The sequence below is a fragment of the Pseudomonas sp. VMV1 genome, assembly GCF_056790235.1.
Genome location: NZ_JBXGSE010000002.1, coordinates 868,032 through 894,729, shown reverse-complemented (window position 1 = coordinate 894,729; position 26,698 = coordinate 868,032). Strand labels below are relative to the sequence as shown.

Annotated in this window: 25 protein-coding genes; 6 read left to right on the top strand and 19 right to left on the bottom strand. The window is 65.4% G+C overall.

Annotated elements, in window-relative coordinates; translation table 11 throughout:
- Positions 1-180: 180 nt before the first annotated feature.
- The 12 genes from ACUCV0_RS09650 to edd form a co-directional block, all read right to left on the bottom strand.
- On the bottom strand, positions 181-354 hold the full coding sequence (locus tag ACUCV0_RS09650) for a DUF1289 domain-containing protein (RefSeq protein ID WP_082696425.1): 174 nt from the start codon (positions 352-354) through the stop codon (positions 181-183).
- A 92-nt stretch (positions 355-446) separates the two neighbouring features.
- Complete coding sequence (locus tag ACUCV0_RS09645) at positions 447-1,847, bottom strand: carbohydrate porin (RefSeq protein WP_059315189.1); 1,401 nt, start codon at positions 1,845-1,847, stop codon at positions 447-449.
- Positions 1,848-1,909: 62 nt separating this feature from the next.
- Positions 1,910-3,121 (bottom strand): AGE family epimerase/isomerase, encoded by a 1,212-nt coding sequence (locus tag ACUCV0_RS09640; protein ID WP_313647340.1) that lies wholly within the window; start codon positions 3,119-3,121, stop codon positions 1,910-1,912.
- 40 nt (positions 3,122-3,161) lie between these two features.
- The gene (locus ACUCV0_RS09635) at positions 3,162-4,067 is read right to left on the bottom strand and encodes a PfkB family carbohydrate kinase (protein ID WP_313647339.1); all 906 of its coding nucleotides are present in this window, start codon (positions 4,065-4,067) and stop codon (positions 3,162-3,164) included.
- A gap of 128 nt (positions 4,068-4,195) precedes the next feature.
- On the bottom strand, positions 4,196-5,296 hold the full coding sequence (locus tag ACUCV0_RS09630; protein ID WP_158895354.1) for an ABC transporter ATP-binding protein: 1,101 nt from the start codon (positions 5,294-5,296) through the stop codon (positions 4,196-4,198).
- Positions 5,297-5,307: 11 nt separating this feature from the next.
- Positions 5,308-6,138: a carbohydrate ABC transporter permease gene (locus tag ACUCV0_RS09625; RefSeq protein WP_058772994.1), complete on the bottom strand. Its 831-nt coding sequence runs from the start codon at positions 6,136-6,138 to the stop codon at positions 5,308-5,310.
- A complete protein-coding gene (locus tag ACUCV0_RS09620; protein WP_059315193.1) occupies positions 6,131-7,048 on the bottom strand; it encodes a carbohydrate ABC transporter permease in 918 nt (305 codons plus the stop codon). The genes ACUCV0_RS09625 and ACUCV0_RS09620 overlap by 8 nt, the downstream gene beginning before the upstream one ends.
- Positions 7,049-7,189: 141 nt before the next feature.
- Positions 7,190-8,452 carry an ABC transporter substrate-binding protein gene (locus ACUCV0_RS09615; RefSeq protein WP_059315194.1) on the bottom strand — a complete coding sequence of 421 codons (1,263 nt, stop codon included), beginning with the start codon at positions 8,450-8,452 and terminating at the stop codon, positions 7,190-7,192.
- Positions 8,453-8,736: 284 nt separating this feature from the next.
- Positions 8,737-10,185, bottom strand: coding sequence for an ATP-binding protein (locus tag ACUCV0_RS09610; RefSeq protein WP_313647338.1), 1,449 nt, complete (start codon positions 10,183-10,185; stop codon positions 8,737-8,739).
- Positions 10,175-10,915 (bottom strand): response regulator, encoded by a 741-nt coding sequence (locus tag ACUCV0_RS09605; protein WP_059315196.1) that lies wholly within the window; start codon positions 10,913-10,915, stop codon positions 10,175-10,177. Before ACUCV0_RS09605 ends, ACUCV0_RS09610 begins: the two co-directional genes overlap by 11 nt.
- Before the next feature lie 104 nt (positions 10,916-11,019).
- A complete protein-coding gene (locus tag ACUCV0_RS09600; RefSeq protein ID WP_007158679.1) occupies positions 11,020-11,997 on the bottom strand; it encodes a glucokinase in 978 nt (325 codons plus the stop codon).
- Positions 11,994-13,823, bottom strand: a complete 1,830-nt coding sequence (gene edd / locus ACUCV0_RS09595; RefSeq protein ID WP_313647337.1) for a phosphogluconate dehydratase — start codon at positions 13,821-13,823, stop codon at positions 11,994-11,996. The genes ACUCV0_RS09600 and edd overlap by 4 nt, the downstream gene beginning before the upstream one ends.
- 136 nt (positions 13,824-13,959) lie before the next feature.
- On the opposite strand from edd, the gene gap reads away from it, so the two are divergent.
- Positions 13,960-14,964 (top strand): type I glyceraldehyde-3-phosphate dehydrogenase, encoded by a 1,005-nt coding sequence (gene gap / locus ACUCV0_RS09590; RefSeq protein ID WP_313647336.1) that lies wholly within the window; start codon positions 13,960-13,962, stop codon positions 14,962-14,964.
- 531 nt (positions 14,965-15,495) lie between these two features.
- Here gap and scpB read toward each other — a convergent pair.
- Positions 15,496-16,239: an SMC-Scp complex subunit ScpB gene (gene scpB, locus ACUCV0_RS09585; protein ID WP_271655134.1), complete on the bottom strand. Its 744-nt coding sequence runs from the start codon at positions 16,237-16,239 to the stop codon at positions 15,496-15,498.
- 137 nt (positions 16,240-16,376) lie between these two features.
- Here scpB and ACUCV0_RS09580 point away from each other — a divergent pair, with 137 nt between their 5' ends.
- Positions 16,377-17,363 (top strand): DJ-1/PfpI family protein, encoded by a 987-nt coding sequence (locus ACUCV0_RS09580; protein WP_313647335.1) that lies wholly within the window; start codon positions 16,377-16,379, stop codon positions 17,361-17,363.
- The gene (locus tag ACUCV0_RS09575; protein WP_313647334.1) at positions 17,341-17,577 is read left to right on the top strand and encodes a DUF1272 domain-containing protein; all 237 of its coding nucleotides are present in this window, start codon (positions 17,341-17,343) and stop codon (positions 17,575-17,577) included. The genes ACUCV0_RS09580 and ACUCV0_RS09575 overlap by 23 nt, the downstream gene beginning before the upstream one ends.
- 153 nt (positions 17,578-17,730) lie before the next feature.
- Here the strand turns inward: ACUCV0_RS09575 and ACUCV0_RS09570 are convergent, their stop codons facing one another.
- From ACUCV0_RS09570 to ACUCV0_RS09550, 5 genes are read right to left on the bottom strand one after another with little or no spacing between them, the layout of a single operon-like run.
- Positions 17,731-18,642, bottom strand: coding sequence for a bestrophin family protein (locus ACUCV0_RS09570; RefSeq protein ID WP_313647333.1), 912 nt, complete (start codon positions 18,640-18,642; stop codon positions 17,731-17,733).
- Positions 18,639-19,121: a GNAT family N-acetyltransferase gene (locus ACUCV0_RS09565; protein ID WP_313647332.1), complete on the bottom strand. Its 483-nt coding sequence runs from the start codon at positions 19,119-19,121 to the stop codon at positions 18,639-18,641. Before ACUCV0_RS09565 ends, ACUCV0_RS09570 begins: the two co-directional genes overlap by 4 nt.
- A gap of 50 nt (positions 19,122-19,171) precedes the next feature.
- Positions 19,172-19,696, bottom strand: coding sequence for a chromate transporter (locus ACUCV0_RS09560; RefSeq protein ID WP_059315203.1), 525 nt, complete (start codon positions 19,694-19,696; stop codon positions 19,172-19,174).
- Complete coding sequence (locus ACUCV0_RS09555) at positions 19,693-20,244, bottom strand: chromate transporter (RefSeq protein WP_482212532.1); 552 nt, start codon at positions 20,242-20,244, stop codon at positions 19,693-19,695. Before ACUCV0_RS09555 ends, ACUCV0_RS09560 begins: the two co-directional genes overlap by 4 nt.
- A gap of 13 nt (positions 20,245-20,257) precedes the next feature.
- Positions 20,258-21,625: a GntT/GntP/DsdX family permease gene (locus ACUCV0_RS09550; protein WP_482212531.1), complete on the bottom strand. Its 1,368-nt coding sequence runs from the start codon at positions 21,623-21,625 to the stop codon at positions 20,258-20,260.
- 196 nt (positions 21,626-21,821) lie between these two features.
- On the opposite strand from ACUCV0_RS09550, the gene ACUCV0_RS09545 reads away from it, so the two are divergent.
- Both ACUCV0_RS09545 and ACUCV0_RS09540 read left to right on the top strand, forming a co-directional pair.
- Positions 21,822-22,454, top strand: coding sequence for a cyclodeaminase/cyclohydrolase family protein (locus tag ACUCV0_RS09545; protein ID WP_059315206.1), 633 nt, complete (start codon positions 21,822-21,824; stop codon positions 22,452-22,454).
- Positions 22,455-22,459: 5 nt separating this feature from the next.
- Positions 22,460-23,713, top strand: a complete 1,254-nt coding sequence (locus tag ACUCV0_RS09540; RefSeq protein WP_313647329.1) for a DUF2254 family protein — start codon at positions 22,460-22,462, stop codon at positions 23,711-23,713.
- 10 nt (positions 23,714-23,723) lie between these two features.
- Here ACUCV0_RS09540 and ACUCV0_RS09535 read toward each other — a convergent pair whose 3' ends face one another.
- Positions 23,724-24,662, bottom strand: coding sequence for a cation diffusion facilitator family transporter (locus ACUCV0_RS09535; protein ID WP_313647328.1), 939 nt, complete (start codon positions 24,660-24,662; stop codon positions 23,724-23,726).
- Between the two features lie 228 nt (positions 24,663-24,890).
- Between ACUCV0_RS09535 and ACUCV0_RS09530 the strand changes: the two genes are divergently transcribed.
- Positions 24,891-26,597, top strand: coding sequence for an amidase (locus ACUCV0_RS09530; RefSeq protein WP_482212530.1), 1,707 nt, complete (start codon positions 24,891-24,893; stop codon positions 26,595-26,597).
- Positions 26,598-26,698: the final 101 nt, after the last annotated feature.

Here is a 26,698-nt window from a genome sequence, read left to right as displayed (position 1 = left end):
CTCACCCCAACCCTCTCCCGCGGGGAGAGGGGCCGGCCGAGCAGGCGTTCAGCTCCATCAGGCGTAGGTTGGGCTGAGACGGCTTTATCGTCGAAGCCCAACAATGCGGCGGTGACCTGGCCAACGTTGGACTTCGCTGCACTCAGCCCAACCTACAATACGACTCCGAGCGAAGAGCGCTTAGCCCTTCTTGAGCTTCTTCAGGCGCTTCTTCGACTTGTCGATGACTTCCTTGCGCTCCTTGTCCTTCAGCTCTTTCCATCCCTTGATCTCAGAGCGTTTGCGGCCACATCCCTGGCAGACGTCGTCTTTGATCTTGCACTGGCTGATGCAGGGACTTTCGACCTTACCCACGGCAACCTCGGAAATGAAAAAGGCCCTGCAGTATAACCACTGCAGGGCCCTGACCAGCGCCATCGGGCAGGATGGCAGGCTATGGGGGCGATTTAGAAAACCGCTTGAACCTTCAGGCCACCCACCACGGCATTGTCGACCTCACGCACACCACCCGGGTTCTTGATGTACTGGAGGTTGGGGCGCACGGTGAGCCAGTTGGTCACGTGCACGCCGTAGTAGATCTCGGCGTCGTACTCGTTGTGCTGCAGCGGCGTGAAGGCCGGATCGTTGTAGTCGGTGGCACCGGCGGCCTGGTTGAGGGCGCGCTGGTTGTCGCGGAAGTCACCGTTGGTGGTGATGCGCGCGACACCGAAGCCGATGTCATCCTTGGGACGGCCATCGAAGGGGCCCTTGTAGACCAGGCCGGCCTGGACGTAGCTGCTGACCTTGTTGACGTCCTTGGCATGGGCGGTGAAGTTGGCGAACACCGACAGGCCACGGCTCGGGTCATCATTGTGAGCGGTGATCTGCTGACGGGCCACGACCCAGTAGCCGTGCTTGCTGGAGTGTTCCTTGTAGTCCAGCCCGGTGAGGGCCGCGGAGTTGCCGTTGACGTCCTCGTAGACGTCGTTGGCATCGGCGGTGCTGTAGTAGTAGCCGACGCGGTATTCGCCCGGCAGGCCGTTGACCTTGGGCGACCAGACCATTTCCACCGGCAGGACCGCACCCTTGGTGCCGCTGCCGTTGAGCTTGAAGCCGTTGCCGGTTTCCAGCAGCGACGGATTCTGCTCGTAGGCACCGACCTGGACGAACAGCTCGGGGGTCAGGTTGTACTTGACGCGCAGGGCCCACTGGCTGACCGGCCAGTTGTACCAGACGCCTTCCCAGTTGCCGACCTGGGAGCCGCAGAACGCCAGGTTCTGGAAGTCGCACTCGAAGGAGTTGAAGTCCTCGCCTTCGCCGAAGCGACCGGCCTTGATGTCCAGGCGACCGTCGAAGAAGCCCTTGGACAGCCACAGCTGGGTCAGACGCCAGGTCTGGCCACGGCCATAGACTTCCTGTACCGAGGAGTAGCCGCCCACGCGCGGATCGGTGATGCGGTCGTCGGTGAGGTTGCGGCCGTCACGGGAGGTGATGGCCAGCTTGAACACCGAGTTTTCCCAGCCGGCGATCTTGTTCATGTCGCCCCACAGGCCGAACATGTACTGCGAGCTCCAGCGCCCGGTGCGATCGTCGTCGTAGCCGCCACGCAGGTTGGTCGCGCCCTCGCCCACGTATTCGAGCTTGATGTCCCAGCCCTTGTCGCGCAGGTCCTTGCGTACGCCACCCCAGTCACCGGTCATGGTGTTGCCCAGGGGCTCGAAGGCGGCCTCGGTGTTGTTGACGCCGCTGAAGTTGCCACCCGGGTTGGCCTGGGGCGCCGCCTGGACACCGGCGGAGACCGCCAGGGCGAGCAGCGACACCAGGGGCAGTGCGAGCCCCGAACGATTCTTGTGATTCTGACTATTCATTACTGAGATCCCTTTTTATTGAAGTGATGACACCCAGGGCCCGAAACCCGCGTCTCTAATACTTACGGCAGGACGTTGAGGACTTCGTAACAGGCACCCATGGTGTGGTAGTCGACCTTGCCGGCCGGACTCTTGTCGTCGGAGTACTTGTGGTTCCGACGGTCGAGCAGGCGCCACCACGCGCCGTGCTCGTGATCGATGAAATGCGTCCAGCTGTAGCGCCAGAGCGCCTCATAGTGTTCCCAATAGCGGGCCTCGCCACTGCGCTCCGCCAGCAGCGCCGCGGCGGCCAGGGCCTCGGCCTGCACCCAGAAATACTTGTCCGGATCGCAGGGCGAGCCATCCGGGGCGAAACCGTAGTAGAGGCCACCGTGCTCGCCATCCCAACTCAGGCGCCAGGACACGTCGAACAGCTCCTTGGCACGGGGCAGCAGCCAGGGCTGAGGGCGATGGCGTTCAAGGATCAGCAGCAGCTTGGCCCATTCGATCTGGTGCCCAGGCTGGAAGCCCCAGGGCCGGAACAGATTCGCCGGATCATCCCGGTTGTAGTCCCAGTCGATGGACCAGTCGCTGTGGTAGTGCTCCCAGATCAGGCCGTCGGGGACCTGGTCGGCCACACCGCCCTGCCCCTTGGTCAAGGCCGCCTGACGTTGGGTCATGTTGCGGGCCAGCGTCTCGGCGCGATCCAGATAGCGCGTCTCGCCGCTGGCCTCGAAGGCGGCCAGCAGGGCTTCGCAGGCGTGCATGTTGGCGTTCTGGCCGCGATAGGATGAAACGGTCTGCCAGTCGGCGCTGATCTCGTCGACATAGAGGCCGTCGGCTTCGCGCCAGAAATGGGTTTCCAGGGATTCCCAGGCTTCGCTCAGCCAGCCACGGGCTTCCTCGATTCCGGCGAGCAGGCCGTGGGCATAGGCCAGCACCACGAAGGCCAGGCCATAGCAATGGTTGGTACCATCCACCACGGTGTCGCCGTCGAGCAGCCAGGCATAGCCCCCATTGGCCTGGCGATGCCGCTCGCGCAGGAACCTCAGGCCGTGACGGGTCGCGTCCAGATAGGCCGGGTCGCCGAAGTGTCGATAGGCCATGGCGAAATCGAAGACGAAACGGGTGCTGGAGACCAGGTGACGGGTCTGGCGGTCATAGACCGTCCCGTCGTCCTTAAAGAAATGATAGAAGCCGCCTTGCGGATCAACACAGCGGGGATGGTAGAACGCCAGGGTCTGGCGTACGTGCTCCAGCAGGGTGTCGCGACGACGAAAATCGGGGAAGTCCATCGGGTTTCCTTGGCGGCTATTATTGTTGTGGGAAAACGTCTCAGTGGGGACTCACCTGCAGCAGGGCTTCCACGTCGGCGCGAGTCGGCGCATAGGCGCCGGCGTGACGGCAGGACACCGAGGCACTGGCGGCGGCGAATCTCAGGCGCTGCTGCGGATCGGTCAGGCCCAGCAGGCCCGAGGCCAGCCAGCCGGCCATGCAGGCGTCACCGGCACCCACGGTGTCGGCCACGTCCACGGCGATGGCAGCCTGCTGCCACTCGCCTTCCGGCGTATAGAGCACCAGACCGTGCTCGCCGCGAGTGAAAAGAATACGGGCGTGGGGATTGAGGGCGCGCAACTCGTCCAGCGCGGCACGCTCGTCCAGCCCGGGGTAGATCTGGCGGATGTCTTCGTCGGACAGCTTGATGTCGTCGGCCAGGCGCACCAGTTCGGGGAAGGTCTGCTGGCGATAGCGGTCATCCATCAGGTTGCGCCAGTTGGGGTCGTAGCTCAGGCGCTTGCCGGCGGCTTTGGCCTTGCGCGCCAGGTCCAGCAAGGTGTCGGCCAGCGGATAGCGAGCCAGGCTGATGCAGCTGAAATGGCAGACTTCGGCAGCGTCGAGCCAGCCTTCGGGCAGCAGCGCCGGATCGAATTGGAGATCGGCTTCGCCCGCGAAGAAATAGCGCGGTGGGCGGCTCGATGGCACGATGGCCACCAGGGGGTCGGCGGCGACGCGCTGCAGGAAGCGGGTATCGAGGCCGGCGGTTTCCGATTGCCAGGCGATCTCGTCACCCAGGCCGTCCTGACTGATGGCGCCGCCGAAGGCGCTGTCCACACCCAGCCGGGCCAGGCCGCGCGCCACGTTCCAGGGGGCGCCACCCGGGTAACCCCGCCATTCGCCAGGATTGCCCTGGACGATGTCGGTGAGGGCTTCGCCAAAGACCACGACTCGGGGTAGTGCCATTCCTGTTCTCCTGTCTGTCACGGCAGCCGGGGGTCAATCCCGGGCCTCTGGTAAGGCCGCAACCCGACCTCAGGCGCGGCGGCGGGCGGACCTTACCATTGCTGTAACGTTTCAGCCATGAGCTACGTTCAAGAAAGTCGGCGACCGCTCGCAGGATCGAACAGCACCGCCCGTCGCGAATCGATCCGCCACAGCACCTGGTCGCCGGCCCGCGGCGCTTCCCCCGGAGCGACCCGGCAGCAGACCTTGGTGCCGTTCCATTCGGCATACAGCAGGGTGTCGGGACCCGTCGGCTCGACCACCTGGATCCGCGTCAGGATGCCTGGCACCGCGTTGTCCGCCGGATGCGCCGACTGGATCTGCTCCGGACGCACCCCAAGGATAGCCTCTCGCCCCGCGAGCGCCGGATCCAGATCGGGCAAATCCACCTGGCTGTCGCCGGTATCGCCGGTGACGCGGGCGACCACCCTGCCCTCGCGCGCTTCCAGGCGCACCGGCACGAAGTTCATCGGTGGCGAGCCGATGAAGCTGGCGACGAAGAGATTGGCCGGGTTGTTGTAGATCTCCTCGGGGGTGCCGAACTGCTGCACCTCGCCATCCTTCATCACCGCGACCCGATCGCCCAGGGTCATGGCTTCGATCTGGTCGTGGGTGACGTAGACGGTGGTGGTCTGCAGGCGCTGGTGCATCAGCTTGATCTCGGTGCGCATCTCCACCCGCAGCTTGGCGTCGAGGTTGGACAGCGGCTCGTCGAACAGATAAAGCTTGGGCCGGCGCGCCAGGGCGCGACCCATGGCCACCCGCTGCTGCTGGCCACCGGAGAGCTGCGCCGGCTTGCGCTCGAGCAGGTGCTCGATCTGCAGCAGCTTGGCGACGCGCGCCACCTCGGCGTCGATCTGCTCCCTGGGGGTCTTGCGGATCTTCAGGCCGAAGGCGATGTTCTCGCGCACGGTCATGGTCGGATACAGGGCGTAGGACTGGAACACCATGGCGATGTCTCTGTCCTTGGGCTCGACCTGGGTGACGTCCTCGCCATCCAGGCAGATGGCGCCGCTGCTGATGTCTTCGAGGCCGGCGATGGCGTTCATGAGGGTGGACTTACCGCAACCGGAGGGCCCGACCAGGATGAGGAACTGACCGGCATCGATGCGGATATCGATGCCCTTGAGGGCTTCCTGGGCGGCGTTGCCGTAGGTCTTGCGTACGCTTTTGAGTTCGAGAGCTGCCATGGTGGCCTTCCTTATCCTTTGACCACGCCCGAGGTCAGGCCCCGGACGAAATACTTGCCAGCGAAGATGTAGACCAGCAGGGTCGGAAGCGCGGCGATCATGGCGGCGGCCATGTCGACGTTGTATTCCTTGGCACCGGTGCTGGTGTTGACCAGGTTGTTCAAGGCCACGGTGATGGGCTGTGACGAGCCGCTGGCGAACACCACGCCAAACAGGAAGTCGTTCCACACCTGGGTGAACTGCCAGATCAGGCTGACCATGACGATGGGCGTGGACAGCGGCAGCAGGATCTTGAAGAAGATGGTGAAGAAGCCCGCCCCGTCCAGCCGCGCCGCCTTGATCAGGGCGTCGGGAATGCCCACGTAGTAGTTGCGGAAGAACAGCGTGGTGAAGGCCAGGCCGTAGATCACATGCACCAGCACCAGGCCGGCGGTGGTGTTGGCCAGGCCCAGCTGGCCGAGGGTGAAGGACATCGGCAGCAGGATCACCTGGAAGGGAATGAAGCAGCCGAACAGCAACAGGCTGAACAGCAGGTTCGAGCCACGGAACTGCCACTTCGACAGGGCGTAGCCGTTGAGCGCGCCGATGAAGGTGGAGATGAGCACCGCTGGGACGGTGATCATGAAGGAGTTCCAGAAGTAGCTGTGCACCACGTCCCAGGCCTTGAGCCAGCCGATCACCGTCCAGTCCAGAGGCAGGCTCAGCAGGTTGCCGGTACGGACATCGTCCGGGGTCTTGAAGCTGGTCAGCAGCATCACCAGCAGCGGCACCAGATAGACCGCGCAGGCGATGATCAGGGTGGCGTGGATGGCCACGCGATTGACGTTCAGAGCCTTAGCCATTTCGCTTGCTCCGCAATTCCGAGTAGAGGTAGGGCACCAGCACCGCCAGCACCGCGCCAAGCATCAGCACCGCACTGGCCGAACCCAGGCCCATCTGGCCGCGGGTGAAGGTGTGCTGATACATGAACACCGCCGGCAGGTCCGAGGCGTAGCCGGGGCCACCCGCGGTCATGGCCATGACCAGGTCGAAGCTCTTGATGGCGATGTGGGCGAGGATCATCACCGCACTGAAGAACACCGGCCGCAGGCTCGGCAGGACGATGCGCAGGTAAATGGTGGGCAGCCCTGCCCCGTCGACCTGGGCGGCGCGCAGGATGGAGGAATCCACACCACGTAGACCAGCGAGAAACATCGCCATGACGAAACCCGAGGCCTGCCAGAGGGCGGCGATCAGCAGGCAGTAGATGACCCGGTCGGGGTCCACCAGCCAGTCGAAGCGAAAGCCTTCCCAGCCCCAGTCGCGCAGTAGCTTGTCCAAGCCCATGCCGGGGTTGAGCAGCCATTTCCAGGCGGTACCGGTGACGATCATCGACAGCGCCATGGGGTAGAGATAGATGGTGCGGATGAAGCCTTCGCGGCGGATGCGCTGGTCCAGCAGGATGGCGAAGAAGACGCCGATGGCCAGGCTTAGCAGGATGAACAGGCCGCCGAAGATCGCCAGGTTCTTGCAGGCAACCAGCCAGCGGTCGTTCTCCAGCAGCCGCGCGTATTGGGCGAAACCGGCGAAATTGTAGCTGGGCAGGAAGCGCGAATTGGTAAAGGAGATCACCGCCGTCCACAGCATGTAGCCATAGAGGCAGACGACCATGGCGATGGCCGTGGGCGCCAGCACCAGCTTGGGCAGCAGGCGCTGCAGCCGGTCCGGACGCCGGGTGACCGCCGTCGCGGGAAGAGTTTCGGTAAGAGCCATGGAGGCATTCCCAGGGGTGGTATTATCTTGGCGTCAGGCAGTTGGATGATCGCGGCCATGGGCCGCTCCTACAGCCGATGGTTGGCCTGTAGGAGCGGCCTACGGCCGCGATAAACAATCCTCACCGATGGCTGTTTGCGCTTACTTCGCGGCCTGGATGGCGGCGACCAGTTGCTCGGTGGCCTTCTTCGGATCGGCGTTGGCGTCGTTGAAGAAGTTGGTCACCACGTCGAAGATCGCGCCCTGCACGTAGCTGGTGTTGGCCATGCTGTGCGCCATGCTCGGCTCGGCCTTGCCATCGGCGTTGGCCGCCTGGAAGTCCTTGGCGGACTGCTGGGCGCAGCTGTCGAACTTGGACAGGTCGATGTCGTTACGCACCGGGATGGAACCCTTGTTGAGGTTGAAGACCTCCTGGAAGGGCTTGTCGATGACGGTGCGCACCAGATCGTCCTGGGCCTTCTGGTTGTCCTTGTTCTTGATCTTGAACATGGCCAGGGAGTCGATGTTGTAGATGAAGTCGCCCTGGGTGCCTGGCATGACCACGCATTCGTAGTCGACGCCCGGCTTCTTGCCAGCAGCGGTGAATTCCGCCTTGGCCCAGTCGCCCATGATCTGCATGCCTGCCTTGCCCTCGATGACCATGGCGGTGGCCAGGTTCCAGTCGCGACCGGCGGCGTTGGGATCGACGTAGCCCTTGATGCGCTTGAAGGTCTTGAAGACCTCGACCATCTTGTCGCTGCGGATGGTGTCGGCATCGGTCTGCACGAAGACCTTGTCGTAGCCTTCCGGGCCCATGATGGCCATGACCAGGGATTCGAAGATGGTGCCGTCCTGCCAGTTCTGACCCCCGTGGGCCAGGGGTACGACGCCAGCGGCCTTCAGCTTGTCGGCGGCTTCGAAGAATTCGTCCAGGGTGGTGGGGACCTTGGCGCCGGCCTTCTTGAAGACGGCGGGGTTGATCCACAGCCAGTTGATGCGGTGGATGCCGGCCGGCACGGCGACGTACTCGCCGTCATGCTGCATGGTCTGGGCCACGCGCTTGGGCAGGATGGTGTCCCAGTTACCCTGTTTGGCGATGTCGCTGATGTTGGCCAGGAAGCCCATGCTGGCCCATTCCTGGATGTCGGGGCCTTTCAGCTGGGCAGCGGACGGCGGGTTGCCGGATACGGCGCGGGTCTTGAGCACGGTCATGGCGGCTTCACCAGCGCCACCGGCCACGGCGAAGTCCTTCCAGGTATCGCCCTGCTTCTGCATCAGCTGCTTGAGGACATCGACAGCGCGAGCCTCGCCACCGGAGGTCCACCAGTGCAGCACCTCGACCTCACCGGCATGGGCGGTCAGGGGGGCGACGACGGCGGCGCAGGAAAGGGAAACGGCGAGAGCGAGACGATTCAACGCATTCATGAGGGGTCGTTCCTTGTTGTTTTTTTATTGGAGCTGGGCCGAGTCTAGTCAGACGACTGCGGCCGTGGGTAACGAAGGGAAGGAGTTTTGTCACGGACTGGTGACATAGCGGCCGACCAGTGTCTAGCGTGGTGTTTTAGAGTTCGAGCAAGAATTGGCAGGTGATTCTTTTGCTCAGGCCAGGCGCCGCGCCGAGTCCTAACAGCGCCATGGCAAGTAGTGGCAACGCCACCTGGGCAAAAAAAGCGCCACCAGATTGTGCGGTCGGCTTCTGGACCACCACACTAGCTACGAGGTAGCGTCAGGGTCACCCGCAGACCACCCTCGCGGCGATTGCGCAGCTCTACCTCGCCGCCATGGGCGTGGGCCAGGTTGCGGGCGATGCCCAGGCCGAGGCCGTAACCATGGCGATCGGTAGCCAGTCTTACATGGGGCTGAAAGACCTGCTCCAGCTCCTGCTCCGGCACGCCAGGCCCCTCGTCGTCGACATGCAGGACGAAGACATGGCCGTCGTCTTCCACCTGCAGGTGGGCGCGATGGCCATACTTGAGGGCATTGTCCAGCAGGTTGCCGATGCAGCGCTTGAGCGCCAGGGGCTTGCCCAACAGAGTGCCCTGGGCCTCGCCGGTGAGACGGGCCCGCGGCGGCTGCTCCTGGGTGAAGGGCTCCACCAGTTGCAGCAGCAATGCCTGGAGATCGACCGGCTCCAGGTTCTCGTGGATGTCGGTGTCCTTGACGCACTGCAGGGCGCCCTTGACCAGCAGGTCCAGCTCATCCAGGTCACGCACCAGCTTGGCTTGCATCACCTCGTCGTCCACCAGCTCGGCACGCAGCCGCAGCCGGGTGATAGGGGTGCGCAGGTCGTGGGAGATGGCGCTGAACAGCTGGGCGCGCTCGTCCAGATAGCGGGCGATGCGTTCACGCATGGCATTGAAGGCGCGGGTGACCTCGCGGATCTCCTGGGCGCCCTCTTCCCGCACCGGCGGCGTATGGACCTCCAGCGACAGCTCCCGTGCGGCGCGCGACAGGCGTTTGAGCGGGCGACTCTGCCAGCGGATCAGCAGGCCGATGAACAACAGCAGGAAGGCGCTGCTGAAGACCATGAACAGCAGCTGCTGCAAGGGCAGCCAGGATTCGTCCAGGCTGTAGTAAGGCGCCGGCATCAGGGTCGCCAGGTACACCCACTCCCCTTCACCGATGCGGATCTGGGTCACCAGAACCGGTGGCTCCAGGGGTTCCAGGCTTAGCGCATAGTGCGCCCAGGAGCGCGGCAGGTCGTCGAGCGCCACCGCGCCGTTGAACAGGCGCAGCTGTTGCGGGCCGATGAATTCCACGTACATGGGCATGGTGGCGCCCAGGCGCTCACGCAGCACCGTTTCGACCTCCTGCAGCACCGCGCGACGCCCCGGGGTCGCCGGCAACGCCTGCATGGTCAGTGGTTTTTCGTTCAGGGAGACGAAGAAGCGCGTGCCGCCCATGTTGCGCAGCTGTTCCAGTACCAGCGGGCGATAGGCCGGCGGCAGCAGGCTGAAATAGCGCACGCTGGCGGCGATGGAATAGCCCAGGCTGCGGGCCGCCGTCTGCAGGCCCTGGTTGCGGTCGCTGCGCAGGGACGCGGACCAGAACAGCGCCGAGGCGCCCTGGGCCAGGAGTACGGCCAGCAAGGTCAGGAGCAGCATGCGCGCCAGCAGGGAACGTGGCACCAACCGAGTGAGTGAGCCGCTACACCGCATCGGCGACCAGCCCGCTGACCTCGGCGGCGAGCAAATACCCGGAACCCCGCACGGTACGGATCAGCCGCGGCGACTTGCCGGTATCCCGCAGACGCTGGCGCAGGCGACTCACCGCCATGTCGACGATGCGCTCAAGCGGCAGCACCTCACGCCCACGGGTGGCATTGGCGATGGTGTCGCGGTCGAGGATCTGCTGGGGATGATCGAGAAACAGCTTGAGCAGGGTGAAATCGGCGCCGGACAGGATGACCTCCTCGCCGTCGCGGTGAAACAGCCGATGGCTGACCGGATCCAGGCGCCAGTCGTCGAAGGTCAGCAAACCCGTAGCCACCGGACGCGTTTCGCCAAAGCCGGCGCGGCGCAGCAGCGCCTTGATGCGCGCCAGCAGTTCGCGAGGGCTGAAGGGCTTGCCCAGGTAGTCGTCGGCGCCCAGTTCCAGGCCGATGACCCGGTCGGCTTCATCGGAGCTGGCGGTGAGCATGATGATGGGCACCTGGCGGCAGCTCGATTGCTCGCGCATCCAGCGGCAGAGGGCGAAGCCGTCTTCGCCGGGAAGCATGACGTCGAGGATCAGCAGGTCGGGGACGAAGTCACCCAGCGCCCGGCGCAGCTCCCGGCCGTCGCCAACGGTACGCACCAGATAGCCGGCACGGGTGAGATAGGTGTCGAGAAGCTCACGGATTTCCCCGTCGTCGTCGACGATCAGGAGAGATTTGCCCAGGGTGGACATGGCGATGTTCGCTCTTGTTGTTCTGGCCAGAGGCCAGCTACCGGTAGTGCCGGCAGCATACCGGGGCCGGGCGACCTTGAGTAGTCGCCTGACCCCGGGGTGGATCAGGCCTGCCGCGCTTCGGCGATGGTCTGATCCAGGGCGACGCCGGCACCGAACAGTCCCGGATATTCGGCTGTCACCAGCCAGGCCGGGATGTCCTTGAGATAGGCGCTGCTGGTCTTGCCCTTGTCAGCGAAGGCATGGGCGAAGGCCCCGCTCTGGAAGCGCTCGACGAAGCGCGGCAGGATGCCGCCGGCGATATAGACGCCACCCAGGGCGCCCAGGGTCAGGGCCGCGTTTCCGGCCACCCGCGCCAGCCAGATGAAGAACTGCTCCAGCACCGCGTCGGCATAGGGATCGCCCTTGAGCGCCAGCTCGCAGATGTCCGCCGCGCTGTGCAGGGCGGCGGTACGGCCGTCCAGCTCGCAGCTCGCATGATAGAGGTTGACCAGGCCGCTGCCGGACACCACGCGCTCAGCGGAGACGTGATTGCCGAACTGGCGCTTGAGGATCTTCCAGATATCGAATTCACGCTGGGTGTTGATCGGCAGATCGACGTGACCGCCCTCGCTCGGCAGCACGATCCAGCGATCCTTGCCACTGGGCACCAGGCTGGCGAGACCCAGGCCGGTGCCAGGGCCGATCACCAGGCGCGGACGGGTCGGCAAGGCGATGCCGTCACGGACCTGTACGGAGTCGGCCGGATCCAGGCGGGCGATGGCCCAGGCCATGGACGTGAAGTCGTTGATCAGCAGCAGATGGGTCAGACCCAGCTCGCGGCAGAACTGCTCGCGCTTGATCACCCAGTGATTGTTGGTGAAGCGGAAGTCACCCTCGCCAACCGGGCCCGCGCAGGCGAGGCACACGGCGGTGATGTCATCCAGCGCCACGCCGGTCTGCGCCAGGTACTTGCGTACCGCGTCTTCCGGACAGGCGTAATCCGCACAGGCGAAGACCTCGATGGCCTCCAGGCGACCGTCGCGCCACAGGGCGAAGCGGGCATTGGTGCCCCCGATGTCGCCAACCAAAGCCAAACTCATTTCAGCGCCTCCAGGCTGGAAGTGAATGCACTGGCACCCGATTCAGCCGTGCTCATGGCGCCGCGCATGAAGGCGAACAACTCACGACCACAGCCTACCCCGGTGCCCTGGGGCGCTTCGACCGCCTGGCGGGCCATCCATTCGTCCGCCGGAACCAGAATCTTCAGTTCCCCGGTACGCCCATCGACGCGGATGAGATCACCGTCACAGACCTTGGCCAGCGGACCGCCATCGATGGCTTCCGGACAGACGTGAATCGCCGCCGGAACCTTGCCCGAGGCGCCGGACATGCGGCCGTCGGTGACCAGAGCCACCTTGTAACCACGGTCCTGCAACACACCAAGATAGGGAGTGAGCTTGTGCAGCTCGGGCATGCCCAGGGCCTTGGGTCCCTGGAAGCGTACCACCGCGACGAAATCCTGCTCCAGTTGGCCGGCCTTGAAGGCCTCTGCCAATTCGCTCTGGTCGTGGAAGACGCGCGCCGGCGCTTCCACCAGCTGGTGCTTGGGCGCCACGGCCGACACCTTCATCACCCCGCGGCCGAGGTTGCCCTGCATGACGCGCAGGCCACCCTCTTCGTTGAACGGGCGGCTGGCCGGACGTAGGATGTCTTCGTCCAGGCTCTCGGCGCGCCCGGTGCGCCACTCCAGCTTGCCGTCCACCAGGAAGGGCTCCTGCAGGTAGCGCGACAGGCCATGGCCCATGATGGTGTTGACGTCTTCGTGCAGCAGCCCGGCTTCGAGCAGGGTGTGCACCATGAAGTTGACGCCACCGGCGGCGTGGAAATGGTTCACATCGGCCTTGCCGTTGGGATAGACCTGCGCCAGGGTCGGGGTGACCGCCGAGATCTCGGCCATGTCGTCCCAGGTAAGCTGGATGCCGGCGGCCTGGGCGATGGCCGGGATGTGCAGGGTATGGTTGGTCGAGCCACCGGTGGCGCTCAGGGCGACCACCGAGTTGACGATGGACTTCTCATCGACGATCTCGCCCAGCGGCATGAAGTTGCCGCCCTGGTGAGTGATGCGGGTCACCTGGCGCGCCGCCTCGCGGGTGAGTTCGTCACGCAGCGGGGTGTAGGGATTGACGAAGGAAGAACCCGGCAGGTGCAGGCCCATCACTTCCATCACCACCTGGTTGGTGTTGGCGGTGCCATAGAAGGTGCAGGTACCGGGGCTGTGGTAGGACTTCATCTCCGATTCCAGCAGCTCTTCGCGGGTGGCCTTGCCCTCGGCGAAGGCCTGGCGCACGCGTGCCTTCTCCTTGTTGGAGATGCCCGATGGCATGGGGCCGCCAGGGACGAAGATCATCGGCAGATGGCCGAAGCGCAGCGCGCCGATCATCAGGCCGGGAATGATCTTGTCGCAGATGCCCAGCAGCAGCGCCGCGTCGAACATGTTGTGCGACAGGGCCACCGCAGTGGACATGGCGATGACTTCACGACTCGCCAGGCTCAGCTCCATGCCGGCCTCACCCTGGGTCACGCCGTCGCACATGGCCGGCACGCCACCGGCGAACTGACCGACGGAGCCGATCTCGCGCAGGGCCTGTTTGATCAGCTCCGGGTAGTGCTCGTAGGGCTGATGAGCCGACAACATGTCGTTGTAGCTGGAAACGATGGCGACGTTGGCCTGGTCCATCAAACGGAGGCGCTGCTTATCCGTCGAGGATCCACACCCGGCGACGCCATGGGCGAAATTGGCGCATTGCAGCTTGCCGCGCTGCGGACCGTCGCTGGCGGCGGCCCGGATCATGGCGAGGTAACGCTCACGGGTCGGACGACTGCGTTCCACCAACCGCTGTGTGACTTCGAGGACGCGAGGATGCATGGTTTCGATTCTCCACCGGGCTAAATTTGTTGTTATTTAAAACATTCACAGCCAAATTGGCGCTATTATTCCGCTTAGCACGCGTCATGTGTAATGTTTTTTACAACAAAACCCAGCTATCGCGAGGTTTCTCTCAATGAGTATTCGTATTGCCATCAATGGTTTTGGACGCATCGGCCGCAACGTGCTGCGGGCGCTGTATACCGAAGGCTATCGCCAGGACCTGGAGGTCGTCGCGATCAACGACCTGGGCGACGCCGCCATCAATGCGCATCTCCTACAGTATGACAGCGTTCATGACCGCTTCCCTGCCGAGGTGTCCGTCGAGGGCGACAAGCTGGTGGTCAATGGCGATCGCATCGCCGTGACGGCCATCCGCAACCCGGCCGAGCTGCCGTGGAAGGACCTGAAGGTCGACGTGGTGTTCGAGTGCACCGGTCTCTTCACCAACCGCGACAAGGCCGCCGCCCATCTGGAAGCAGGCGCCTCCAAGGTGATCATCTCGGCACCGGGCAAAGAGGTGGACGCCACCATCGTCTATGGCGTCAACGACAACATCCTGCGTCAGTCGCACCAGATCATCTCCAACGCCTCCTGCACCACCAACTGCCTGGCGCCCGTCGCCCAGGTGCTGCAGCGCGAGTTGGGCATCGAGAATGGTCTGATGACCACCATCCATGCCTACACCAACGACCAGAACCTGTCGGACGTCTACCACTCCGACCCCTTCCGGGCGCGTTCGGCCACCCAGTCGATGATTCCGACCAAGACCGGTGCCGCCGAGGCTGTGGGCCTGGTATTGCCGGAGCTGCAAGGCAAGTTTAGCGGCATGGCGGTGCGCGTACCGACCATCAACGTGTCGCTGGTCGATTTGACCATCCTGACCGCCAAGGAAACCGACGCCAAGACCATCAACGCCTTCATGAAGGCGGCGGCCGAAGCCTCGCCGGTGCTGGGCTATAACGACAAGCCGCTGGTCTCCATCGACTTCAACCACAACCGCCTGTCGTCGATCTTCGACGCCAACCACACCAAGGTGAGCGGCAAGCTGGTGAAGATCATGGCCTGGTACGACAACGAGTGGGGCTTCTCCAACCGTATGCTCGATACCTGCAAGGCGCTGGTCAACGCACCGGCCTGAGATCTGTAGGACCTGATGGAAAAAAGGCGCCTTCGGGCGCTTTTTTCGTTTTCAGTTGCGGCAAGGTCGGTCCACAGATGTGGCGGCTCCTTCGGGGAGTTCCGAAGATAAGGGCAACTGTCTTTATCGCGGCCATGGGCCGCTCCTACAGAAGATCCGGCTGCTGTAGGAGCGGTCGCTACGGCGCAACGCCATGCCCGCGATACGCATCAGATAACTAGAAAACCGTAGCATGGAAAACGGCGCAGCCTTTTCCGCTTGGGCATTCACCCTGAGCGTGCCCTCACCCCGGCCCTCTCCCCTAGGGAGAGGGGGTTATTCGAGCGAGGTGTGATCTTCCGTAGTCAGGGGAGCACCGTAGCGTGGAAAACGGCGCAGCCTTTTCCGCTTGGCATTCATCGTGAAGCGTGCCCTCACCCCAACCCTCTCCCTGAGGGAGAGGGAGCTGTTCGAGCGAGGTGGTCCTTACGCGGAAAAGGGCGGTTCAGCGGGTAGGTTGGGTTGAGCAGCGCGAAGCCCAACAGGCCTGACTCAACCCTCATCCTCCTCGTCCGCCGCCTGGCGCAGGTCGTCGAAATCGGTCTTGAGACCGGTTTCCATGGCGTCCAGCTCGGTAAGCAGGGTGCGAAAGCTGGTGCGCTCGGGAATCACCAGGGTGTCCTCTTCTTCCTCCGGCTCCCCTACCCCCAGCGCCGCCAGGCTCAGCTCGGGGTCTTCCAGCACCGAGGCCGGCTCGGGTTCCAGCTGGCGGACCTCGGCCAGGGGCGGCAGCTGATCGAGGCTGCGCAGGTCGAAGTAGTCGAGAAAGGTCTTGGTGGTGGCGAACATGGCCGGACGGCCGGGCACGTCGCGATAGCCCACCACACGGATCCAGTCGCGCTCCAGCAGCGTCTTGACGATCTGGCTGTTGACCGCCACGCCGCGCACCTCTTCGATCTCGCCACGGGTGATCGGCTGGCGATAGGCGATCAGCGCCAGGGTCTCGAGCATGGCCCGGGAATAGCGCGGCGGGCGCTCCTCCCAGAGGCGTCCGACCCAGGGCGCGTACTTCTCGCGTACCTGCAGGCGGTAGCCGGAGGCCACTTCCTTGAGTTCGAAGCCGCGCTTGCGACAGGAGCCGCCGAGCACGGCGAGGCCGGCGCGCAGATGCGCGGGCTCGGGACGTTCGTACTCTTCGAAGAGTTCGGCCAGGCGCTCCAGGGTCAGGGGTCGGCCGGCAGCGAGCAGGATGGCTTCCAGCAGGGGCGCCAGTTGCTTGGGATCGGTGTAGTTCATGGGCGGCGATGATAAGGCCGGGCGCGGGTCACGCCAAATCCAACCTGCCACCGGATGGCGAGATCCGTGGGGTCCTTGACCTTGTCGCCTACATGGACGCCAAGGCATGCTTGCCAAACCGCTACGGAGAGCCATCCATGCCGCTGATCGCTGCGCTGCTCTACCCCGACGTCATGAGCCTGGACGTCACCGGCCCGCTGCAGGTATTTGCCTCGGCCAACCTGGAACGGGAACGCCAGGGTCTGCCCGCCTACTATCAGCTGCGCCTGCTGGGTGCCGCCGAGGGCTTGGTCAGGACGTCGGCCGGCATCGGCATCCAGGCCGAACAGGGCTGGTATGACCTAGAGGTGAGCGAGGTGGATACCCTGCTGATCCCCGGTGGCATAGGCATCGAGACGCTGCGTCTGGATGCCGGCCTGCAGGCCTGGCTGCGCGACCTGGAACCCCGGGTGCGACGGGTCGGCTCAGTGTGTTCCGGCGCCCTGCTCCTGGCCAGTGCCGGTCTGCTGGACGGCCGCCGTGCCACCACCCACTGGGCCTATGTCGACGAGCTCGCGGCCTTTCCTGCCATCGAGGTACAGGGCGACCGATTGCACACCTATGACCCGCTGGGGCGTGATGGCGACCCTCACGTCTTCACCTCGGCCGGCGTCACCGCCGGCATCGACCTGGCCCTGGCGCTGGTAGAGGCCGATCTGGGACGACCTCTGGCCCTGGCAGTGGCGCGCCGGCTGGTGATGTTTCTGCGGCGCCCCGGCGGCCAGGCGCAATTCAGTGCCTGCCTGGCGCCCGATCCGGGGCGGACGCCGCGCCTGGCGGCTCTGCTCGACTGGATTCCTGGGCACCTGGGTGAAGACCTCGGGCTGGAACGCCTGGCCGAACGCGCCCATATGGCGCCCCGCACCCTGTCGCGGCTGTTCAGTCGCGAGGTGGGCATGGGCCCGGGCCGCTATGTCGAGCAGGTCCGGCTGGAGACCGCGCGAGTACTGCTGCAGGACGGCCAGGCCTCCATCGCCACGGTCTCGCGCCTGTGTGGCTTCGGCCATCCGGAAAATCTCCGGCGCACCTTTCACAAACACCTGGCGGTCAGCCCCCAGGACTATGCGGCGCGCTTCGGCGCCTGATCAGGAAGAGACAGCCATGCTTGAAATGCGTACCTCGTGTGAACACTGTGCCAAGGCCCTGTCGATGGAAAGCGAGGGCGCGGTGATCTGCTCCTATGAATGCACCTTTTGCGTGGAGTGCGCGGCTGGCCCACTGCAGGAGCAGTGTCCGAATTGTCGCGGGGAGTTGGTCAGGCGTCCGCGGCGGAGAGCGAAAGAAGCTCAAGACACCTGACAGCAAGGCAAGGCGCGGCCATGGCCAGGGTGATCCGCCGATGCGGCCACCCTGAGGCAGACTCTGATCGCGGCCATGGGCCGCTCCTACAGATACACCTCTGCTGTAGGAGCGGCCCATGGCCGCGATCGCATCAACGCGAATCTTCGCGCCTTACCGCAACAACCCCTCCTCCGCCCGGATCGGCTCGGGGGTGGGCTCGCCCAGCAGATCCAGCACGGCGATTTCCAGACCACGACTCAAGGCGTCCAGCGGCAAATGGTTGGGCTGGGTGCCGAAAGGGTCGGCGATCTGGTCGCCCAGGGCGTCCAGGCCGAAGAAGGTATAGGCCAGCACCAGCACCGCCAGGGGCGTGAACCAGCCCAGGCTGTCCACCAGACAGAACGGCAGCAGGAAACAATAGACGTGCACCACCCGGTGCAGCATCAGGATGTAGGGATAGGGAATGGGGGTCTGGCGGATGCGCTCGCAGCCGCTGAGCACCGTGGTCAGCCGGTCCAGCTGGTTATCGACGTTGGCGATCAGAGGGTCACCGAGCCCTTCCTGTCGCGCGCGGGCAACCAGCGTCGTGCCAAGTCGGTGGATCAGCGCACTGGGTCGGTGAGGGGCCGCGAGCAGGGTTTGCTCCCCCGCCAGCAAGCGCTGCAGATCAGCAGACGGTGCTTCCCGACGCAGGTGATCACGCAGCGCATAACCGAAGGCCAACAGTGGAGCCAGCAGCTGGCGGCGCTCGGCCGCGTTCAGGCCGGGTAGCAAGGTCTCGACCTGGCGCGCCAGATTGCGTCCGGCGATCAGCAGCTCGCCCCACAGGCCGCGCGCCTCCCAGAAGCGCTGGTAGGCCGTGGTGTTGCGAAAGCCGAGGAAGATCGCCAGGGTCAGACCCCAGAGGGTCAGCGGCGTGGTCGTCAGGCCAAAGTCGAAGCGGAGGATGACGCCATGGCTGAGGGTCACCGCCAGGCTCAGCAGCACCACGTAGAGGAGCTTGCGCCAGATGGCCTGGACGATGGACCCGCGTACCGTGAACAGCAGTTCGCGCAGCGAGGGATTCTGGGGACGGGTGATCACCGGCGAGGCCGTGGCAGTCTGAGATGAATCAGCGCCACCCGCTCATTGGCAACCGAACGTCGCTCTTCGATGGCATAGGGGGTGAAGCCCAAGGTTTGGTAGAGCAGTAGCCCCGCCACGTTTGCGTTGAAACAGGAAAGGACCACTTCACGAGCGCCGTGCGTCTCGAACGCGCGCTCTATCATCATCTTCAGCAGGTAACGTCCGACCCCCTGCCCCCGGTAGGCGGGATCAACGACGGCATTGCCAATCGCATACACCTCATCCGCCCACCTGCAGAAGTTGGAAAATCCCACCACTCGCCCACCCGCCACCACGACGCGGCTGTCGCGACGCTCCGCGATGGCGGCCTGCAACTGAACCGGGGTGAGCGGGAAGTGGGCACGGGGAAACCAGAACATCAGCTCCGTGGGGTTTTTGGAGAATTCGCATAGGGCGGGCAGGTCACTGTCCTGGACCGGCCGATGGCTTAGCTGCAAGGTGATGTCCTCGGGTCGATGGCTAGACGATCTTGCCCAGCTTTTTTGGCTCAGCTACCAAACACTATCCCGACCAGTGTCCCGCCGGCCAGCAGCCACAGCGGATGCCAGCGGGTAAATAGCGACCCCAGAGCACCCGCCGCCAGGATCAGCACCCACAGCGGCGTGGTGGCCACGCTCACGCCCACCAGCCAGGCACTGGCGGCTACCAGGCCGACGGTGACCGGCACCAGTCCGGCCTGCAGATGGCGACGCCAGGGGCGGTCGGCGAAGCGCTGCCAGAGGTGCAGCACGCCCAACGTCAGCAGCGAGGACGGCACGAACTTGGCCAGGGAGGTCACCAGCAGACCCGGCCAGCCGGCCACGTGCCAGCCGATCAGCGGGACGATCATCAGGTTGGGACCGGGCGCCGCCTGGGCCAGAGCGAACAGGGCGGCGAAGTCGGCGGCGCTCATCCAGCCGTGCACCGTCACCACCTGGCGCTGCATCTCCGGCAACACCGAGTTGCCACCGCCGAAGGCCAGCAGCGAGAGCTGGGTAAAGATCAGCGCCAGGGCCAGCAGGGTCGCGCTCATAGGCCCTGCCGATAGCCGAGCAGGACGCTGATCGGGGTGAGCACCAGCATGGTCCAGAGCAGCGGCAACTTGAGTAGCGCCAGAGCGAGGAAGGCCAGGCAGGCGATGCCCAGGGCCAGCCAGCGACCGCGCAAGGGTTGAATGAGCTTGACCGCCATGGCTACCAGCAGGCCGGCGGCCGCGGCCGCGAGACCGGCGAAGGCGCGGCTCACCAAGGGGTCGTCATGGTAGCGGTCGTAGAGCACGCCCAGGCCGACCACCACCAGGGTCGGCCCCACCAGCAACCCGGCGGCAGCGGCCAGGGCGCCGCTCCAGCCGGCGAATCTCATGCCCACCGCCACCGAAAGGTTGATGATGTTACCGCCTGGCAGGAACTGGCAGAGGCCGAGCAACTCGGTGAACTCCTCCCCCGACAGCCAGCGCCGCTTCTCCACCAGGTAGCGCCGCGCCAGCGGCAGCACCCCACCGAAGGCCGTGATGCCCAGGCCGAAGAAGCCGAGGAAGAGATCGCGGCGCCGCGGCCGGTTCGAGGTGGAGTCGTTATGCATGGGCAGGTGTTCGTCAGATCCAGAGCGACAACAATAGCGTACCCGCAAGGCCGGTGACGGAAACCAGGGTCTGTAGCACCGACCAGACCCACAGCGTCTGCTTGAGCTCCAGACCGAAGTATTCACGCACCATCCAGAAACCGGCATCGTTGACGTGGCAGAAGAACACCGAGCCGGCGCCGATGGCCAGGGCGATCAGCGAGGCCTGGGGACCGGCGAGCCCTGCCACCACCGGCGCCAGGATACCGGCCGTGGTGGTGGTGGCGACCGTTGCCGAGCCGGTCGCCTGGCGCAGGGCCACGGCGATCAGCCAAGCCAGCAGGATGTAGGGCAGATGGGCGCCCTCGGCCACCTTGGCCACCGTATGGCTGACGCCGGCGTCGAGCAGGGTCTGCTTGAGGCCGCCGCCGGCGCCGATGGTGAGCAGCAAGGCCGCGATGGGCGCCAGGCTCTTGCGCAGTACCCCGCCGACCCGCTCGCGGGGCATGCCGCTGCCCCAACCGAGCAGCACAGTGGCGGCCAGCACCGCGAGACCGAGGGCGATCAAGGGTTCGCCGAGAAATTTCAGGCCTTCCGCCAGACCGCTGTGCGGGTCGAGGGCGACCTTGGCGAAGGTACTGCCCAGCATCAGCAGCACTGGCAGCAGGATCACCAGCAGTGACAGACCAAAACCCGGCTGTTGCGCGCTCTGGTCACGGGCGCTGAACAGCTCGCCCAGCGCGGCTGGCGGTTCGATCACCATGCGTCGCGACAGCCAGCCGCCATACAGCGGCCCGGCCAGGATCACCGCCGGGATGGCGATCACCAGCCCTAGCAGCATGGTCAGGCCGAGATCCGCATGCAGCGCCCCCACCGCGATCAGCGGACCGGGGTGTGGCGGCAACAGGGCATGCAGGGTGGTCATGCCCGCCAGCGCCGGAATGGCGATGCGCAACAGCGGCTGGCCCGAGCGCTGCGCCATGACGAAGATGATGGGCACCATCAGCACCAGGCCGACTTCGAAGAACAGCGGCAAACCGATCACCATGGCCACCAGGGCCATCACCCATGGCAGGCTGCGGCCCTTGCCCAGCCCCAGCAGGGTGCTGGCGATGCGATCGGCGGCGCCCGATTCGGCCATCACGGCACCCAGCATCGAGCCCAGGGCAATGATGATACCGGCCTCGCCCAGGATGCTGCCGGCGCCCTTGCTGAAGGCCTTGGCGACGGCCTCGGCGGGCAGCCCCGCGCCCAGGCCGGCGATGAAGGTGCCGATGAGAATGGACAGAAAGGGCGGCAGCCGGGTGACGGCGATGAGCAGGACAATGGCCAGGATGGCGGCCAGGCAACAGAAGATCAGCCGGGTGTCATGGGCGACCCAGGCGAGCGCAGCAGGATCCACATCAAGCTCCTTGTAACTTATTGTTTCAAGCCCACCATACCTGAAGGCCCCTCGCCAGTACGACAGGAATCGAACGATGGCGGCCCGGGGACCGGTCGCTTATTGCACTTAGCCAGCGAACCTCGGCCGTTTCGGACGATCCTATTACCGGTCGGTCATGACCGATTCCCTTACCCTTTGCTTGCAGGCGGTTGGCATGAACGAAACCTCTACTCTCTGGCAGCAGACCCTCGCCCAATTCCGCGACGGTACCGGCTCTACCCTGCCAACCCCTGGTAGCGGCGCGGTGGCCGGTGTGGCGGCGTCCCTGGGTGTGGCGCTGATTCTCAAGGGCCTCAAGCTCAGCCAGCAGCGCCAGCCCGTGACCCGCCATGCCGAATTGATCGCCCTGGGCGAGCGGCTGCAGGAAGCCCTGAGCACCTGCGCCGACGCCGATGTCCAGGCCTTCGCCAACTACCTGGAAGCCGATCGCCAGGCCAGCGGTGCCACCGAAGAAGGCGAGCGCCGCAAGCAGGCGCTCAACCTGGCCGCGGCCAATGCCGTGCAGATTCCCATCGCTACCGCCCAGCTGTGCCTGGAAGCGCTGGATCTCGCGGTCACTGCCACGCCCCTCACCATCGAACCGCTGCGCAGCGATGCCCTGGCCGGTGGCCGGTTGCTGCACGGCGCCCTCGGTGCGGTGCTGACCACCGTCGATGCCGACCGCAATGGGCTGAAATCCGGCGACGCCCGCGAAGCCGCCCGGCAGATGCGCGACAAACTCCAGCAACAGGCTGACCAGCGCCTCGCCCAGTTGCGCGCCACTCCCGTTCCCCAGACGATGGGCTGAGGCTGATGCTGGCTCGACTGGGCTGGGTCCTGCGCGGCCTGCAGCGCCGCCTGTGGTTTCGCGCCACGCTCTTCTCGGTCGCCGGCGTGGCGACCGCCCTCCTCGCCCTGCTGCTGCGCGACCACATTCCGGCCGGCCTGCCGACCAAGGTCGGTGCCGATGCCGTTGACAAGATCCTCACCATCATCGCCAGCAGCATGCTGGCGGTGACCACCTTCTCGCTGAGCACCATGGTGACGGCCTACAACGCCGCTGCCAGCAGCGTGACGCCCCGCGCCTATCCACTGCTGCTCGAAGACAGCACCACGCAGAACGCCCTGGCCACCTTTCTCGGCTCTTTCCTGTTCAGCCTGGTGGGCATCATCGCCCTGAGTACCGGGCTCTATGGCGACAACGGCCGCGTGGTGCTTTTCACCGTGACCCTGGTGGTGATCCTGCTGATCGTCTTCACGCTCCTGCGCTGGATCGATCATCTCTCGCGGCTGGGCCAGCTGGATGCCACCAGCGACAGTATCGAAGCCGCCGCCCAGCACAGCCTGAAGCGCTGGCTGGCGAATCCCTATCTCGGCGGTCGCGCGGCGCCGGTCGACGAACCGCCGCCCGGCCGACCGGTAATGGCCGATCGCACGGGTTACTTGCAACGGGTGGACATGTCTCTGCTGGCCGACCTCTGCGGCAAGCGGGGCCGCCTGCGTCTGGCCGCCCTGCCCGGCGCCTTTCTCGATCCGGCGCAGCCGCTGCTCTGGATCGAAGGCCTGCCACCCGACAAGGATGACCAGCTACGGACGGCCTTCAGCCTGGATGCGCGGCGTGTACATGACCAGGATCCGCGCTTCGGGCTCACGGTCCTGGGCGAGATCGCCACCGGGGCCCTGGTACCGTCGCGCAGCGACTCGGGTACCGCCATCGCCATCCTGGGCCGTGCCCAACGGTTGCTGACCGAACTCACCGTCGCCCGCGACCCGGTCGAGCCTCGCTATCCGCAGATCGAGGTGCCGGAACTGTCGCTGGACGACCTGTTCGACGATTTCTTCCTGCCCGTGGGCCGCGACGCCGCGCCCCTGGTGGAAGTGGGCATGCGCCTGCAGAAGTCACTCGCCCGCCTGGCGGTTCAGGGCGATGCACGCATCAGGCGCGAGTGCCTGCGGCATTCCCGCCTGGCCCTCTCCCGGGCGGAGGCCAGTCTCGGCCAGGCCGAGGACCGTGTCGTCCTCCAGCAGCTTGCGGCGGACGTCGAGCGCCTGTGCACCCCGCGATAGCCAGGCGGCGCTAGCGCGACCAGGCCGGATCGGTGGTGAAGGCGATGGTCAGCCAGCGATCCGGGCCTTCGCCACCGATGGCCTCGCCGATCTGGTCACGGATGGCGTCCCACTCGTCCAGGGTCTTGGCCGGCCAGCCGACCGGCACGATGAAGTACAGCTCGATCTGCCGCGCCCGTCCGACCTTGGCCACATAGGCGCGGTAGTCGAGGAAACCGAACTGCGCGACCATCCCGCGAGCAACCTCATCGACCTGCTGCTTGAGCTGCGGCGGAGTCACCATGAGGATCTCGGCGAAGGCCTGCCAGACGGTCTTGAAGGGAACGGGGATGATCAGCACGCAGATGATCGACAGCACCATGGGGTCGATATAGGGCGTGATCCAGGCATAGGCCGTCCCCTGGGCCAGGGCGCCAACCAGGAAGGCCAGCACCAGGGCCGCGGAAATGCTGCCCGACATGATCCAGCTCTTGATGTCGAGCTTGAGGAAGTCGGACTGGATCTGCCGATTCATACGCAGCTCCAGCGCCGCCACGCCGTAGCAGACCAGCGCGGCCACCAGCGCATAGAGCAGTGCCACGCCGAATTCCAGCTCCTTGCCGCCACTCATCAGGCTGATGATCGAATTGACCAGCGCATAGCAGGCGACGATGCACAGCACGCTGCCGTTCAGGGCCAGCACCATGGGCTCCAGGTGCCAGAAGCCCATGTTGAAACGCTCGGCGAGCTTGCGATCACCCTCCAGCTCCAGGCCGTGTCGATGGATGAGCATGGCCACCAGCAGGGCCATGCCGCTCATGAGCGCATCGATCAGCGAGTAGAAGCCATCGAAGACGATGGCGTAGGAGCCGGAATGCACCCCGAAGGCGATGCCCACCAGCGCGACGAGCACCGTGGCGAAGATGGAGCAGCGCAGGACCGTCCGCTCGTTGTATAGGCGTTGCAGCATCATTGACTCCAAGGAAAGGGATCGGCCCGGCAGCGCCGAACCCCGGCAATCCTTCCCATGATAGAGCTCGACCGGCCGCCCCGCATGGGCGGTCCGGCAAGGCGTCCATGCGTGTACGCAATCAAAACCCCGCAAGCTTCGGGTGTACACTGCACCGGTGCTTTTTTCTTCCGGGATGGCTGTCAGCAGCCGTTCCCGTATAGCGGAATCCTCAACGGCGACCCCACCATGATCGAAGTTACCGAACGCTCCATCGCCGAGTTGCGTCGCGCACTCGAAACCGGCCAGACCACTGCGGTGCAGCTGGTCGAGGCCTACCTGGCCCGTATCGATGCCTACGACCCCCCCACCAGCGCCACCGCGCTCAATGCCGTGGTGGTGCGCAATCCCGACACCCTGGCCGAAGCTGCCGAGTCCGACCGCCGCCGCGCCCGGGGTGAGAGCCTGGGGCCGCTGGATGGCATCCCCTACACCGCCAAGGACAGCTATCTGGTGAAGGGGCTGACCGCCGCCTCCGGCAGTCCGGCGTTCAAGGAGCTGGTCGCCCAGCGCGACGCCTTCACCATCGAACGGCTGCGCGCCGCTGGCGCCATCTGCCTGGGCAAGACCAACATGCCGCCCATGGCCAACGGCGGCATGCAGCGTGGCGTCTACGGGCGCGCCGAAAGCCCCTACAACGCCGGCTACCTCACCGCGCCCTTCGCCTCCGGCTCGTCCAACGGCGCCGGTACCGCCACCGCGGCCAGCTTCGCCGCCTTCGGCCTGGCCGAGGAAACCTGGTCCAGCGGACGCGGGCCAGCCTCCAACAATGGTCTCTGCGCCTACACCCCCTCGCGCGGGGTCATCTCGGTGCGCGGCAACTGGCCGCTGACGCCGACCATGGACGTGGTGGTGCCCTATGCCCGCACCATGGCCGATCTGCTGGAAGTGCTCGACGTGGTGGTGGCGGACGATCCCGATACCTCCGGCGACCTCTGGCGCCTGCAGCCCTGGGTGCCACTGCCCAAGGCCTCGGAGGTCCGCCCGGCCCGCTATGGCGACCTCGCCGTCGATACCAGCGCCCTGGCCGGCAAGCGCCTTGGCGTGCCGCGCATGTTCATCAACCGTGATCCGGACGCCGGCACCAGCGAGAATCCTGGCATCGGCGGCCCAACCGGTCAGCGCATCCATACCCGCGATTCGGTCATCGCGCTCTGGGAACAGGCGCGCGCGGTCCTGGAAGCGGCCGGGGCCACGGTGGTCGAGGTGGATTTCCCTCTGGTCTCCAACTGCGAAGGCGACCGCCCCGGCGCGCCGACGGTGTTCAACCGTGGCATCGTCTCCCAGGCGTTTCTCCATGATGAACTCTGGGATCTCTCCGCCTGGGGGTTCGACACCTTCCTGCGCGACAACAATGACCCCAACCTGAACCGGCTGGTGGACGTCGAAGGCGAGCTGATCTTTCCCCACGAACCCGGCACCCTGCCCAATCGCGAGGGCGACCTGGCCGCCGGGATGGCCGAGTACGTGCGCATGGCCGAGCGAGGTCTGAAAGCCTGGGATGAGATCGCCACCCTTGCCGACGGCCTGCGCGGTCTTGAACACACGCGCAGGATCGACCTGGAGGACTGGCTGCAGGCCCAGGGCCTGGACGCCGTGCTCTTCCCCACCGTGGCCGACGTGGCGCCAGCCGATGCCGAGATCAATCCCGCCTCCGCCGACATCGCCTGGAGCAACGGCGTCTGGGTCGCCAATGGCAACCTCGCCATTCGCCACCTGGGCGTACCGACCGTTACCGTACCCATGGGCGTGATGAGCGACATCGGCATGCCGGTGGGCCTGACCTTTGCCGGGCGGGCCTATGACGACTCGAATCTCCTCAGGCTCGCCGCCGCCTACGAGGCCACCGGTTCGAAGCGAGTGGTGCCGCCACGGACGCCGCCGCTGGTGGGATGAGGGTGCGGGTGTCGTCTCTCCCAGGGGCGACACGAGGTATCTATGACATTGGCCAGGTGCGTTTCAGCTAATCGACCAGAGGCATCCGCCTGATCCGCAAC